6 protein-coding genes, 1 tRNA gene and 1 rRNA gene are annotated in these 14,744 nt (G+C 70.0%); 7 read left to right on the forward strand and 1 reads right to left on the reverse strand.

Annotation, left to right across the window (positions count from 1 at the left end; genetic code table 11):
- The 3 genes from rrf to ACZ434_RS31395 all read left to right on the forward strand — a co-directional run.
- Positions 1-92: ribosomal RNA gene (gene rrf, locus ACZ434_RS31385) — 5S ribosomal RNA — on the forward strand; the annotation flags it as partial.
- A gap of 100 nt (positions 93-192) precedes the next feature.
- The gene (locus tag ACZ434_RS31390) at positions 193-870 is read left to right on the forward strand and encodes a DegT/DnrJ/EryC1/StrS family aminotransferase (RefSeq protein ID WP_468461872.1); all 678 of its coding nucleotides are present in this window, start codon (positions 193-195) and stop codon (positions 868-870) included.
- Positions 871-947: 77 nt separating this feature from the next.
- Positions 948-1,020, forward strand: a tRNA-Thr gene (locus ACZ434_RS31395).
- A 78-nt stretch (positions 1,021-1,098) separates the two neighbouring features.
- On the opposite strand, the gene ACZ434_RS31400 is transcribed toward ACZ434_RS31395, so the two are convergent.
- Positions 1,099-3,852 (reverse strand): SpoIIE family protein phosphatase, encoded by a 2,754-nt coding sequence (locus ACZ434_RS31400; protein ID WP_468461874.1) that lies wholly within the window; start codon positions 3,850-3,852, stop codon positions 1,099-1,101.
- A gap of 409 nt (positions 3,853-4,261) precedes the next feature.
- On the opposite strand from ACZ434_RS31400, the gene ACZ434_RS31405 reads away from it, so the two are divergent.
- The 4 genes from ACZ434_RS31405 to ACZ434_RS31420 all read left to right on the forward strand — a co-directional run bounded on the left by ACZ434_RS31405 (position 4,262) and on the right by ACZ434_RS31420 (position 14,743).
- Positions 4,262-9,730: a HAMP domain-containing protein gene (locus ACZ434_RS31405; protein WP_468461876.1), complete on the forward strand. Its 5,469-nt coding sequence runs from the start codon at positions 4,262-4,264 to the stop codon at positions 9,728-9,730.
- 307 nt (positions 9,731-10,037) lie between these two features.
- A complete protein-coding gene (locus tag ACZ434_RS31410) occupies positions 10,038-10,715 on the forward strand; it encodes a response regulator (RefSeq protein ID WP_468461878.1) in 678 nt (225 codons plus the stop codon).
- Positions 10,716-10,888: 173 nt separating this feature from the next.
- On the forward strand, positions 10,889-13,651 hold the full coding sequence (locus tag ACZ434_RS31415; protein WP_468461880.1) for a DNA translocase FtsK: 2,763 nt from the start codon (positions 10,889-10,891) through the stop codon (positions 13,649-13,651).
- A gap of 252 nt (positions 13,652-13,903) precedes the next feature.
- Positions 13,904-14,743: a helix-turn-helix domain-containing protein gene (locus tag ACZ434_RS31420; protein ID WP_468461882.1), complete on the forward strand. Its 840-nt coding sequence runs from the start codon at positions 13,904-13,906 to the stop codon at positions 14,741-14,743.
- The last annotated feature ends 1 nt before the right edge of the window (position 14,744 follow it).

Consider the following 14,744-nt stretch of genomic DNA (forward strand, 5'->3'; position numbering starts at 1 on the left):
CGCCCGGTTACATTCCGAACCCGGAAGCTAAGCCTTACAGCGCCGATGGTACTGCAGGGGGGACCCTGTGGGAGAGTAGGACGCCGCCGAACAATTCTTCAAAAGGGTTGGACCCTGAACTTCCGTTCAGGGTCCAACCCTTTTTTGTTTTCCGTCACTTGACGTTCACGTTGCGCAACGAGCATCCAGCACATGGGTACTGCTGCACTGCTCAGAGCCGCCGGTGTCGGCGTCGGTGACGAGGTCGTCGTACCTGCCTTCGGCAACGTGGAAGTCGCCGAGGCCGTGGCGACGGCAGGGGCACTGCCGGTCTTCGCCGACATAGATCCGGCGACATACTGCCTGGACCCGGCCGCGGTGGAGGCGGCCGTAACTCCCCGGACCGCTGCGGTCATTGCCGTACACCGCTTCGGCCGGCCCGCCGAAGCCGGGCCGTTGTACGCGCTCGGCCGGCGGCACGGGCTGCTGGTGCTGGAACACCGGGAGTCCGAGGCCCCGTACGACGAGATAGCCCGGCGCCGCGAGCGGGCCGCGTTCCTCGACACCAGGCTGAGGGGCGTACGCACGCCTGAGGGCGGAGTCGGGCACACCTACCTGCAGTACGTCGTACGGGTGCCGGGGAACGGACGTCCCGACCGGGACGCCTTCGCACGGGCCGTACGCGCCAAGGGCGTTGCATGCCGGGTGCCGGTGAAGACGCCCGTGCACCGGCTGCCCGGGTTCCGGTGGTACGTGTCCCTGCCCGAGACCGAGCGGGCCGCCGACGAGACTCTCGCGCTTCCGGTGGAGGCGTCGCTGACCAAGAGGGAGATGCAGCGGACCGTGTCCGCGTGCAACGCGCTGGGCGGGCTGCTCACGCCGGCCCGGTGAGCGTGGTTGGGAGCACCGGGCTGTTCGGGGTATGATCTATTCCGTTGCCGCGAGGGAAACCCCGTAGCGGGCAATAGGCCCCTATAGCTCAGTCGGTAGAGCGTCTCCATGGTAAGGAGAAGGTCAACGGTTCGATTCCGTTTGGGGGCTCGGACAGAAAGGCCCCGCCCATCGGGCGGGGCCTTTTGCATGCCCTGCGGACGCCGCTTCAGCGAAGCGGGACGTCCGCTAATCCTTCTGCAGACCCGGCACCCGCATCGCCAGGATGGCCATGTCGTCGGACGGCGCGTCGGAGGCGAAGCGTTCCACCGCACGCATGATGCGGGCCGCGACCGCGCCGGCCGTCAGGCCCGTGCACGTCGTCAGCACTTCGGCGAGCCCGTCGTCGCCCAGCATCCGCGAGCCCTCGCGGCGCTCGGTGACGCCGTCGGTGACACAGAGCAGGACATCGCCGGGATCGAGGGTGACCGTCTGCTCGTACAGTTCCAGGTCCTCCAGGACGCCGAGCAGGGGCTGCGGTTCGGCGGCCGGTTCCACCGTGCCGTCCTGGCGCAGACGGAGCGGCAGGGGATGACCGGCGCAGACCACCTTCAGCTCCGCGCTGCCGTCGTCCTGCGGGCGCATCTCCCCGTACAGCAGAGTGAGGAAGCGGCTGCGGGCGCCCTCGTCGAGGATCGCGGAGTTCAGGCGCTCCAGGACCGCCGGGCCGCTCAGACCCTCGCGGGCGAGCAGGCGGAGCGCGTGCCGGGCGAGGCCGGTGACGGCCGCCGCGTTCGGGCCCGTACCGCAGACGTCGCCGATGGCGAAACCGTAGGCGCCGTCGCTGATCGGGAACAGGTCGTAGAAGTCGCCGCCGACCTCGTTGCCCTCGCCGGCCGCGCGGTAGATGACCTCGACCTCGACGCCGTCGACCGTCGGCAGCTCCGGCGGCAGCAGGCTGCGCTGGAGGGACTGGCTGATGGCCGTGCGCTCCGAGTAGAGGCGGGCGTTGTCCAGGGCCAGGGCGGCCCGCCGGGAGAGGTCCTCGGCGAGCTCCAGGATCTCCTGGCGGAAGTGCTCGTCGGTCGGCTTGCCGAGCGTCAGCATGCCGATGACGCGGTTGCGGGCGACCAGAGGCAGCACCACGGTCTCGCCGCCCACCGCGGACGCCGTCGCGAGCGTCGGGCCGATGCCCGTGGTGACGTGACGGGTCGGGCCGCCGCTGAGGCCGAGGCTGCGCATCGAGGTGCGCAGCGCCGCCTGGTGGGCGACCTCCGCGGGAGCCGACCAGACACGGGCGCCGGGCGTGGGAACCGGGTCCGGCGGGGCGATCTTCGACAGCAAGGACTTGATGCCGTCGATCAGCTCCTCGTCCTCGTGCAGCACGTAGGACAGGTACGGCTCCGAGGCCTGGTCGGCGATCGTGTAGACGGCGCACCAGGTGGCGAGGGTGGGGACGGTCATCTGGGCCATCAGGGCCAGGGTCTGGTCCCGGTCCAGGGTGCCGGCCAGCAGGTCGGAGGCCTCGACGAGGAAGCTGAGGGAGCCGCGGCGCAGCCGCTCCAGTTCGCCCAGGCGGGCCGACTCGACCGCGAGCGCGATACGGTCCGCGGCGAACTGCAGACGCAGCGCCTCCTCGTTGGAGTATCTGCCGGGCGCCTCGGCGGCGACGCCGAGGGAGCCGGTCAGGCGGCCCTCGACCTTCAGCGGGACGGTGACGACCGAGCGCATGCCGGTGCCGTTGAGGAGGGGGACCGCGCCGGAGACGGCGGTGAGATCGTCGTGGACGGCCGGCATGCGGGCGGAGCCGTACCGGCCCGGGCCCGCCTCGACGGGGACGCGGGCGAAGCGCTGGCGGGCCGAGGGGAGACCGGTCGAGGCGCGGACCTCCAGTTCGGTCTCGTCGTCCGTGGCCAGCAGCAGGAAGGCGGAGTCGCCGTCGAGCATGTCGCGGGCGCGTTCCACCGTGCGCTGCAGCAGACCGTCCAGGTCGTCGGGGGCGGGGGAGCCGATGAAGACCTCGAACGGGTCGGTGCTCTGGCCCTCGGAACCGCCGGACGTGTCGGAGGCCGGGCCGCGCAGAGGGGTCTGCAGGACCGCCCGTTCGTGGTCGCGCACGAGGAGACAGACGGTTGACGGCTCGCCATCGGTGTCGCGGACGCGCAGATGGGAGGCGTACACCGGGATCACCCGGCCGTGGGCGCCCCGGATGCCGTAGCTGCCCTCCCAGCGGGAGAGCTGGAGCGCGTCGGCGATGCCGGTGCCGGTGCCCGGGGTGTGCGGCCAGGCCGCCAGGTCGGTGAGCGGCTTGCCGGTGACCTGCTCGGCGGAGTAGCCGAAGAGTTCCTCCGCGTCCTCGTTCCAGGCGCTGATGGTGCCCACCCGGTCGATCTGTACGACCGCCACCCGGACCCGGGAGTCGGCGAGCGGGAGGAGGTGGGCCGGCAGGGAGGGGCCGGCGGACCGGGTGCCGACCGGGCGCTCGGGAAGGTCGAGCTGGAACCACACGGTCTTGTGCGTGGGTGTGTAGTCGACGCCCCAGCGGCCGGCCAGCGCCGCGCAGAGTTGGAGTCCGCGGCCGCCCTCGCGGTCGGGGCTGCCCATGTTGACGGGCGAGCCCTGGAGCGGGATCTCCCGCTCCGGATACCGGTCGGCCACCTCGATCCGTACGCCCTCCTCGCTGCGCAGGCAGAGGAGGTCGGCGGAGGTGCCGGCGTGCACGACGGCGTTGGTCACCAGTTCGCTGGTGAGAACCACGGCGTCGTCGACGATGTCGCCGAAGCCCCAGCCCTGCAGGGTGTCGCGGACGAAGGAGCGGGCGCTCGCGACCGATCGCCCGAGGGGCTCGAAGCTGGCGGCCGCGCGCGCGGTGATCACAGAACTCCTCGACCGGTTCTCGACGGGCATGGCTCCCTGACCGACCGGCTCGCGCCGCTGCTGCGGCAGGCTGTCGGTCGGCCGTGGCTCCGGGGGCTGTTCCCCCGGGATCAGTCCGGTGGTCATGTGTGCGGCCGCCCTCCGATGCCCGCTCGTTCCCGTGCCACCGCCCAGGCCGGACGGACCGGCGTGGCTGGACAGCCGGATGCAAGGTTACTTACCTTCGCGGTCCGAGCGGATGCCGGTCCGCTGTGTTTCCGTCCGGAGGTGTCCGCCGTCCGGCCTGTGTGCGGACGATGTGCGAAGCTGCCGATCTGTTATGGCCTGGTTCGGCGGGGGTGAAACACTGGGCAGGCTTGTAATGAAGGTCCAGGCAGGCCGTGTGTCGTCCGTGCCGGGTGGGCAGCAGCCCCCTGGCGGCTTGGAACGTCGGGCAGGAAATCGCAGTAGTACAGGAAAAGCGCGGTAGGAACGGGCACGCCCCTGGTGGTGCCCGGGCACAGCGGTAACGGTCGACCCCTGCGGGAGGGACACAGTGGAGTCTGGCGCAGCGACGCGGGGCACGAAGACGACGCGCGCGAAAGGCGGACAGTCCCTGAGCAAGCCGGGAAGGGCGCGGGGCGGCACCACGACGGTGGACACGGCGGCCCTGAACCGTCTGATGACGGCCCTGGTGGCCATGCGGGACGGGAACTTCCGCAAGCGGCTCACGGTGTCCGGCGACGGCGTGATGTCGGAGATCGCGGCGGTCTTCAACGAGGTGGCCGACCGCAATCTCCATCTGACGGGTGAGCTGGCGCGGGTGCGCCGCATGGTCGGCCGTGAGGGCAAGCTCACGGAGCGGCTGGAGACCGGGCCCTCCGAGGGATCCTGGGCGACCGCGATCGACCACTCGAACGCGCTCGTGGACGACCTGGTGCGGCCGGTCTCCGAGGTCAGCCGGGTGCTGTCGGCGGTGGCCGAGGGCGACCTGTCGCCGCGCATGGAACTGCGGACGCAGGCGCCGGACGGGACGGGCCATCCGCTGCGGGGCGAGTTCCTGAAGGTCGCGCGGACCGTCAACAACCTGGTCGACCAGTTGTCGACGTTCACCGACGAGGTCACGCGTGTGGCCAGCGAGGTCGGCACCGAGGGCAAGCTGGGCGGCCAGGCGCAGGTGCGGGGGATGTCGGGTTCGTGGAAGGACCTGACGGACTCCGTCAACACGATGGCGGAGCGGCTGACGGCGCAGGTGCGCGACATCGCTCTGGTCACGACGGCCGTCGCGCGCGGTGATCTCTCCCGCAAGGTCACCGTGCATGTCGAAGGCGAGATGCTGGAGCTGAAGAACACCGTCAACACGATGGTGGACCAGCTCTCCGCGTTCTCCTCCGAGGTGACCCGCGTCGCCCGCGAGGTGGGCACCGAGGGCGCCCTGGGCGGCCAGGCGCAGGTGCCCGGCGTGGACGGCGTGTGGAAGGAGCTCACCGACTCCGTCAACACCATGGCCGGGAATCTCACGGCGCAGGTGCGGGGGATCGCCGAGGTGACGACGGCGGTCGCCAACGGTGATCTGTCGCGGAAGGTGACGGTGCCGGCGCGCGGCGAGGTCGCGCAGCTCGCCGAGACGATCAACCAGATGACCGAGACGCTGCGGATCTTCGCCGACGAGGTCACGCGTGTGGCCAACGAGGTCGGGGCCGAGGGCCGGCTGGGCGGTCAGGCGAACGTGCCGGGTGCGGCGGGCACGTGGAAGGACCTGACGGACTCCGTCAACACGGTGTTCCGCAACCTCACCACTCAGGTGCGGGACATCGCGGCGGTGACGACGGCGGTCGCCAACGGTGACCTGTCGCAGAAGGTCACGGTCGACGTGGCCGGGGAGATGCTGGAGCTGAAGAACACCGTCAACACGATGGTGGACCAGCTGTCCGCGTTCGGCGCGGAGGTCACACGTGTGGCGCGGGAGATCGGCGTCGAGGGTGAGCTGGGCGGCCAGGCGCAGGTGCCGGGCGCGGCGGGGACGTGGAAGGACCTGACGGACTCCGTCAACACGGCGTTCCGCAACCTCACCGGACAGGTGAGGAACATCGCCCAGGTGACGACGGCGGTCGCCAACGGTGACCTGTCGCAGAAGGTCACCGTGGACGTCTCCGGCGAGATGCTCCAGCTGAAGAACACCGTGAACACGATGGTGGACCAGCTGTCGAGCTTCGCCGACCAGGTCACGCGGATGGCCCGGGACGTGGGTACGGAGGGGCGGCTGGGCGGTCAGGCGCGCGTGGACGGCGTGTCGGGCACCTGGAAGGAGCTCACCGACTCCGTCAACTCGATGGCGTCCAATCTGACCGGGCAGGTGCGCAACATCGCCCAGGTCACGACGGCCGTCGCGCGCGGTGACCTGTCGCAGAAGATCGACGTCGACGCGCGCGGGGAGATCCTCGAGCTGAAGAACACCATCAACACGATGGTGGACCAGTTGTCGTCGTTCGCCGACCAGGTCACGCGGGTGGCGCGCGAGGTGGGTACGGAGGGCCGGCTGGGCGGTCAGGCGCAGGTGCCCGGGGTCGCCGGTGTGTGGCGGGACCTGACGGACTCCGTGAACGGCATGGCGTCGAATCTGACGGGGCAGGTGCGCAACATCGCCCAGGTGGCGACGGCGGTGGCGCGCGGCGACCTGTCGCAGAAGATCACCGTGGACGCGCGCGGGGAGATCCTGGAGCTCAAGAACACGCTGAACACGATGGTGGACCAGCTGTCGTCGTTCGCCGAAGAGGTCACGCGTGTGGCGCGTGAAGTGGGCACGGAGGGCATCCTCGGCGGGCAGGCCGAGGTGCAGGGTGTCTCCGGCACCTGGAAGGACCTCACGCAGTCGGTGAACGGCATGGCGAACAACCTGACCCTCCAGGTGCGCAATATCGCCGAGGTCACCACCGCGGTCGCCAAGGGCGACCTGTCGAAGAAGATCACCGTCGACGCCAAGGGCGAGATCCTCGAGCTGGTCACCACCGTCAACACGATGGTGGACCAGCTGTCGTCGTTCGCCGAGCAGGTCACGCGTGTGGCGCGCGAGGTGGGCACGGAGGGCATCCTCGGCGGCCAGGCGCACGTGCCGGGAGTCACGGGCATCTGGAAGGACCTCAGCGACAACGTCAACCTGATGGCGAAGAACCTGACCACCCAGGTGCGGAACATCTCCCAGGTCTCCGCCGCCGTCGCCAACGGCGACCTGACGCGTCAGGTCAGCATCGAGGCGCGCGGTGAGGTGGCGCAGCTCGCCGACACCATCAACACCATGGTGAAGACGCTGAGCGCCTTCGCCGAGCAGGTCACCAAGGTGGCCCGCGAGGTGGGCACCGACGGCATCCTGGGCGGCCAGGCGCATGTGCCGGGCGTGGCGGGGACGTGGAAGGACCTCACCGAGTCGGTGAACGGCATGGCGTCCAATCTGACCGGCCAGGTCCGCAACATCGCCATGGTGACGACGGCCATCGCCAAGGGCGACCTGACGAAGAAGATCGACATCGACGCGCGCGGTGAGATCCTCGAGCTGAAGACGACCATCAACACGATGGTGGACCAGCTGTCGTCGTTCGCCGAGGAGGTCACGCGTGTGGCCCGCGAGGTGGGGACCGAGGGTCAGCTGGGCGGCCAGGCACGGGTGCGTGACGTCGACGGCACCTGGCGGGACCTGACCGAGTCGGTGAACGAGATGGCCGGGAATCTGACCCGGCAGGTGCGTGCCATTGCGCGGGTGGCGACGGCGGTGACCCGCGGTGACCTGAACCTGAAGATCGACGTGGACGCGTCCGGGGAGATCCAGGAACTCCAGGACTACATCAACAAGATGATCGCCAACCTGCGCGACACCACGATCGCCAACAAGGAGCAGGACTGGCTCAAGGGCAATCTGGCGAGGATCTCCGCGCTGATGCAGGGCCGCCGCGATCTGGACGACGTGGCCTCGCTCATCATGAGCGAGCTGACGCCGGTGGTGTCCGCGCAGCACGGCGCGTTCTTCCTCGCGATGCCCCTGGTCGACGGCGAGGACCTCACCTCCGCCGACGACGACCAGTTCGAGCTGCGCATGCTCGGTTCGTACGGCTATTCCATGGGGTCCATGCCGACGTCGTTCCAGCCGGGTGAGGGGCTCATCGGGACGGCGGCCATGGAGAAGCGCACGATCCTGGTGGAGAACGCGCCCAGCGGCTATCTGAAGATCTCCTCGGGGCTCGGGGAAGCACCGCCGGCCCAGGTGATCGTGCTCCCGGTGGTGTTCGAGGGGAAGGTGCTCGGGGTCATCGAACTGGCGTCGTTCACGCCGTTCACGGCGATCCAGAAGGACTTCCTCAACCAGATCGCCGAGATGATCGCGACGAGCGTCAACACCATCTCGGTCAACACCAAGACCGAACGGCTGCTGGCGCAGTCCCAGGAGCTGACCGAGCAACTGCGGGAACGGTCGGCGGAGTTGGAGCAGCGGCAGAAGGCGCTCCAGGCGTCCAACGCCGAACTGGAGGAGAAGGCCGAGCTGCTGGCCCGGCAGAACCGCGACATCGAGGTGAAGAACACCGAGATCGAGGAGGCGCGCCAGGTCCTGGAGGAGCGCGCGGAGCAGCTCGCGGTGTCCATGCGCTACAAGAGCGAGTTCCTGGCGAACATGTCGCACGAGCTGCGTACGCCGCTCAACTCGCTGCTGATCCTGGCCAAGCTGCTCGCCGACAACGCCGACGCGAACCTGTCCCCGAAGCAGGTCGAGTTCGCCGAGACGATCCACGGCGCCGGGTCGGATCTGCTCCAGCTCATCAACGACATCCTCGACCTGTCGAAGGTCGAGGCCGGCAAGATGGACGTCTCCCCGACGCGGATCGCGCTGGTCCAGCTCGTGGACTACGTGGAGGCGACCTTCCGGCCGCTGACCGCGGAGAAGGGCCTGGACCTGTCCGTACGGGTCTCGCCGGAGCTGCCGGCCACCCTGCACACCGATGAGCAGCGGCTGCTCCAGGTGCTGCGGAACCTGCTGTCCAACGCGGTGAAGTTCACCGACTCCGGTTCGGTCGAGCTGGTCATCCGGCCCGCCCGGGACGACGTCCCGCAGGCGATCCGGGAGCAGTTGCTGGAGGCCGGTTCGCTGACCGACCCGGACGCGGACCTGATCGCGTTCTCGGTGAGCGACACGGGCATCGGCATCGCGGCCGGCAAGATGCGGGTGATCTTCGAGGCGTTCAAGCAGGCCGACGGCACCACCAGCCGCAAGTACGGCGGTACCGGACTGGGGCTGTCCATCTCGCGGGAGATCGCCCAGCTGCTCGGCGGCGAGATCCACGCGCAGAGCGAGCCGGGCCGCGGCTCCACGTTCACGCTGTACCTGCCGCTGCACCCCAGCGAGCTGCCGCCGAACGGCTACGCCCAGCCCATGCCGGCGCTGGAGGCCGGGGACCTGGTGGCGTCGGCGGAGACGCCCGCGCCGCGGACCGAGACGCCGGCGGAGGTGACGTCGTACCGGGACGCACAGAACGGTCCGGCCGCGCTGTTCCGGCGCCGTCGCAGGATCACGCTGGAGCAGCGGCCCGCGGTCGAGCCGGAGCAGTGGCCGGGGGTGGAACAGCAGGAGCCGGCGGCCCGGCCCTCGCACCGGGGCATCCGCTTCGGCGGGCAGAAGGTCCTGATCGTCGACGACGACATCCGCAACGTCTTCGCGCTGACCAGCGTCCTGGAGCAGCACGGGCTGTCGGTGCTGTACGCGGAGAACGGCCGTGAGGGCATCGAGGTGCTGGAACAGCACGACGACGTGGCGGTCGTGCTGATGGACATCATGATGCCCGAGATGGACGGGTACGCCACGACCACGGCGATCCGCCGGATGCCGCAGTTCGCCGGGCTGCCGATCATCGCCCTCACCGCGAAGGCGATGAAGGGCGACCGCGAGAAGGCGATCGAGTCGGGTGCCTCCGACTATGTGACCAAGCCGGTCGACCCCGATCACCTGCTGTCGGTGATGCAGCAGTGGATGAGGGGGGAGTGAGGGCGGCGGCCGCGGGGCGCGCGGACGGGGCGGGAAGCTTCGGTGTTCACACAAAGTTGCTGACGCGGTACACGCGAAGTCGTGTAGAAGTACGTGATTCGGGGAACCTTCTGGTCTCCCGCCGCGTTTCCGGTATGTGCACAGTGACATCACGGTGACAGGGTGTGGCGACAGGCGGGGTGCGGCTACGATGACCGGCACAAGGACGGGCGGCGCAAGGGAGTCGTCCCCTGGAGCGGTACCCACAGGTACGGCCCCAGGTCCTGCGGACAGGGGAGGCCCCAAGCCGGGGCGAGGAGGGCGGGCCATGGTGCAGAAGGCCAAGATCCTCCTGGTCGATGACCGGCCGGAGAATCTGCTCGCGCTGGAGGCGATCCTCTCGGCGCTCGATCAGACGCTGGTGCGGGCATCGTCCGGGGAGGAAGCGCTCAAGGCACTGCTCACGGACGACTTCGCGGTCATTCTGCTGGACGTCCAGATGCCGGGCATGGACGGTTTCGAGACCGCGGCGCACATCAAGCGACGGGAGCGGACCCGGGACATCCCGATCATCTTCCTCACCGCGATCAACCACGGCCCGCACCACACCTTCCGGGGGTACGCGGCGGGTGCGGTCGACTACATCTCCAAGCCGTTCGACCCGTGGGTGCTGCGCGCGAAGGTCTCGGTCTTCGTCGAGCTGTACATGAAGAACTGCCAGTTGAGGGAGCAGGCCTCGCTGCTGCGGCTCCAGCTGGAGGGCGGCGAGAAGGACGCCGGCGAGGCGAAGGAGTCGGCGGGGCTGCTCGCCGAGCTGTCGGCGCGGCTCGCGGCCGTCGAGGAGCAGGCCGAGGCGCTGACCAAGCAGCTCAACGACGAGTCGACCGACGCGGCCGCGGTGGCCACGGCGGCCCATCTGGAGCGCAAGCTCACGGGGTTGCGGCGGGCGCTGGATGCCCTGGAGCCGGGGACCGGCAGCGCGTCGTCGGTGCCCTCGCAGAACTGACCCCGGGAGCACGGTGCTTGGCCGGCGTCGCCGGGGGCCGGGCCTGATGGAGTGTCAACGGAGCTTCTCCCGTGTCCCGTCGCGTCAGCTTCGCGCCTCGGAGCGGGCGACACGAACGGGTGAAGCATCCGCCACGCGTGTCCCCGTCCGTCTCCACCGGTAACCTCACACCCATGGCCTCACGTCCCTCCGCAGCCAAGAAGCCGCCCGCGAAGAAGGCGGCCGCTTCCGCGAAGGCCCCGGCGAAGAAGGCCGCTGCCAAGAAGGCCCCGGCGAAGAAGGCCCCGGCGAAGAAGGCTCCCGCCAAGAAGGCCGCGGCCAGGAAACCGGCGCCCGCGCCCGCACCGAACCCGACCAGCGGCGTCTACCGGCTCGTACGCGCCCTGTGGCTGGGCCTCGCGCACGCCGTCGGTGCCGTCTTCCGCGGCATAGGGCAGGGAGCCAGGAACCTCGACCCCGCGCACCGCAAGGACGGGCTCGCGCTGCTGCTGCTCGCCGTCGCGCTGATCGTCGCCGCCGGGACCTGGGCGGACCTGAAGGGCCCCGTCGGGGACCTCGTGGAGATCCTGGTCACCGGCGCCTTCGGCCGGCTCGACCTGCTGGTGCCGATCCTGGTCGCCGTCATCGCCGTACGGTTCATCCGGCACCCGGAGAAGCCCGAGGCCAACGGACGGATCGTCATCGGCCTGTCCGCGCTCGTCATCGGCGTCCTCGGGCAGATCCACATCGGGTGCGGATCGCCCGCCCGCAGCGAGGGCATGGACGCGATAAGGGACGCCGGCGGCCTCATCGGCTGGGCGGCGGCCACGCCGCTGTCGTCCACCATGACGGACGTGCTCGCCGTGCCGCTGCTGGTGCTGCTCACCGTGTTCGGTCTGCTCGTCGTCACGGCCACGCCGGTGAACGCCATTCCGCAGCGCCTGCGCCGGCTCGGCGTGCGGCTCGGAGTCGTGCACGAGCCGGGGCCGGAGGAGTTCGGCGAGGACGACGCACGCTACGAGGAGCAGTGGCGCGAGGCGCTTCCCGCCGGCCGCCGCGGACGACGGCCGGCCCCCGAGGAGTACGACCCCGACGGCGCGGAGCACGAGGCGCTCTCCCGGCGCCCCTCCCGGCCGCGCAGATCAGCGGTGCGGCAGCCGGACATGAACCGGCCGATGGACGCCGTGGACGTGGCCGCCGCCGCGGCCGCCGCCCTGGACGGCGCCGTGCTGCACGGCATGCCGCCCTCGCCGATCGTCGCCGACCTCACCCAGGGGGTGAGCACCGGCGACCGCGAGCCGACCACACCGACGCCGGTCCCGGCCGCCCGCACCGAGCCGGAGCAGCCGACGCCGGAGAAGCCGAAGGCGGAGAGGACCGCGCAGGAGAAGCCGCCGGCGGGCGTCCTGGACATGACCAAGGAACCGCCCCGCGAACCGCGCGACCTGCCGCCCCGCGCGGAGCAGCTCCAGCTCTCCGGCGACATCACCTACTCCCTGCCCTCGCTCGACCTGCTCACCCGCGGCGGGCCGGGCAAGGCGCGCAGCGCGGCCAACGACGCCATAGTGGATGCCCTGCGCAAGGTCTTCACCGAGTTCAAGGTGGACGCCGCCGTCACCGGCTTCACCCGCGGCCCGACGGTCACCCGCTACGTCGTGGAACTCGGCCCGGCCGTGAAGGTCGAGCGGGTGACCGCGCTGACCAAGAACATCGCGTACGCCGTGGCCAGCCCGGACGTGCGGATCATCAGCCCGATCCCCGGCAAGTCCGCGGTCGGCATCGAGATCCCCAACACCGACCGGGAGATGGTCAACCTCGGGGACGTCCTGCGGCTCGCGGAGTCGGCCGAGGACGACGACCCGATGCTGGTCGCCTTCGGCAAGGACGTCGAGGGCGGCTACGTCATGGACTCGCTGGCGAAGATGCCGCACATGCTCGTCGCCGGCGCCACCGGCTCCGGCAAGTCGTCCTGCATCAACTGCCTGATCACCTCGGTCATGATGCGGGCGACCCCGGAGGACGTCCGGATGATCCTGGTCGACCCCAAGCGCGTCGAGCTGACCGCGTACGAGGGCATCCCGCACCTGATCACGCCGATCATCACCAACCCCAAACGGGCCGCCGAGGCGCTGCAGTGGGTCGTACGCGAGATGGACCTGCGCTACGACGACCTCGCCGCCTACGGCTACCGGCACATCGACGACTTCAACCGCGCGGTGCGCGAGGGGAAGGCCACACCGCCCGAGGGCAGCGAGCGCGAGCTCCAGCCGTACCCGTATCTGCTGGTGATCGTCGACGAGCTGGCCGACCTGATGATGGTCGCCCCGCGCGACGTCGAGGACGCCATTGTGCGGATCACGCAGCTCGCGCGGGCGGCCGGCATCCACCTGGTGCTCGCCACACAGCGGCCGTCGGTCGACGTCGTCACCGGCCTGATCAAGGCGAACGTGCCCTCCCGGCTGGCGTTCGCCACCTCCTCGCTCGCCGACTCGCGCGTCATCCTCGACCAGGCAGGTGCCGAGAAGCTGATCGGCAAGGGCGACGGACTGTTCCTGCCGATGGGCGCGAACAAACCCACGCGCTTGCAGGGGGCGTTCGTGACCGAGGAGGAGGTCGCGGCCGTCGTCCAGCACTGCAAGGACCAGATGGCGCCTGTCTTCCGGGACGACGTCACCGTCGGGACCAAGCAGAAGAAGGAGATCGACGAGGACATCGGCGACGACCTCGACCTGCTGTGCCAGGCGGCCGAGCTGGTGGTCTCCACCCAGTTCGGGTCGACGTCCATGCTCCAGCGCAAGCTGCGCGTGGGCTTCGCCAAGGCCGGCCGGCTGATGGACCTCATGGAGTCGAGGAACATCGTCGGACCGAGCGAGGGTTCGAAGGCTCGTGACGTTCTTGTGAAGCCTGATGAGCTGGATGGCGTGCTCGCGCTGATCCGGGGGGAGTCTGAAGGGTAGGCGGACGGGACACGGCCGGCACCCCGGGTCACCTCGGCGGCCGATCGTGACCCACCCGTTAGGGATCATTGAGCAACTGTTCGCCGTCGGCGTACGTCAAGTTGAGCGAAGCGACAATCCGCAGGCCCACCATCGGGATGTCGGGCCATTCCGATGGCGTACAAAGTCCGACCGCCCGGTTGCCCCACCCTCTCGTACCCCTCCTAGACTGAACCTCCAGCACAGGCGGCTACACGCTCGAAAGGCGCCCCCGTGTCCATCGGCAACTCCCCTGAAGACGAGCGTCCGTTCGAAGACGTTTCCGAGGAAGCCCGCCCTTCCGTCCCCGTCGGCCGAGCGCTGCAGCAGGCGCGCATCGCCGCCGGGCTCACCGTCGACGACGTCAGTACCGCCACCCGCGTCCGGATCGCCATCGTGCGCGCCATCGAGGCGGACGACTTCGCGCCCTGCGGCGGCGACGTCTACGCGCGCGGGCACATCCGGACCCTGGCCAAGGCCGTGCACCTCGATCCCGCCCCGCTGATCGCCCAGTACGAGCAGGAGCACGGCGGCGGCCGCCCGGCCCCGACCTCTGCCGCCCCCCTCTTCGAGGCGGAACGCATCCGTCCGGAGCGGCGCGGGCCCAACTGGACCGCGGCCATGGTCGCCGCCATCGTCGTCGTGATCGGCTTCGTCGGCTTCACCATGGTCAAGGGCGAGGACGAGGGCGGCAAGGCGAACGTCGCCGACGGCGCCACCCCCGGCACGTCCGCCTCGCCCACGCCCAAGTCCGAGAAGCCCGCCGCCCCCGAGCCGGAACCCTCGGACAGCGCCATCGCCGCCGCCCCGCAGGACAAGGTGACCGTCCAGGTCACCGCCGCCGACGGCCGCAGCTGGATCTCCGCCAAGGACCACAACGGCCGGCTGCTCTTCGACGGACTGCTCAAGCAGGGCGACACCAAGACCTTCCAGGACAGCTCGAAGATCAACCTCGTGCTCGGTGACGCCGGCGCGATCGACCTGTTCGTCAACGGCAAGAAGATCGAGGACGACTGGCAGCCGGGCGCGGTCGAGCGCCTGACCTACACCAAGGGCGACCCCCAGGCCGGATAAA

It is taken from the genome of Streptomyces sp. NPDC030893 (genome assembly GCF_055571535.1).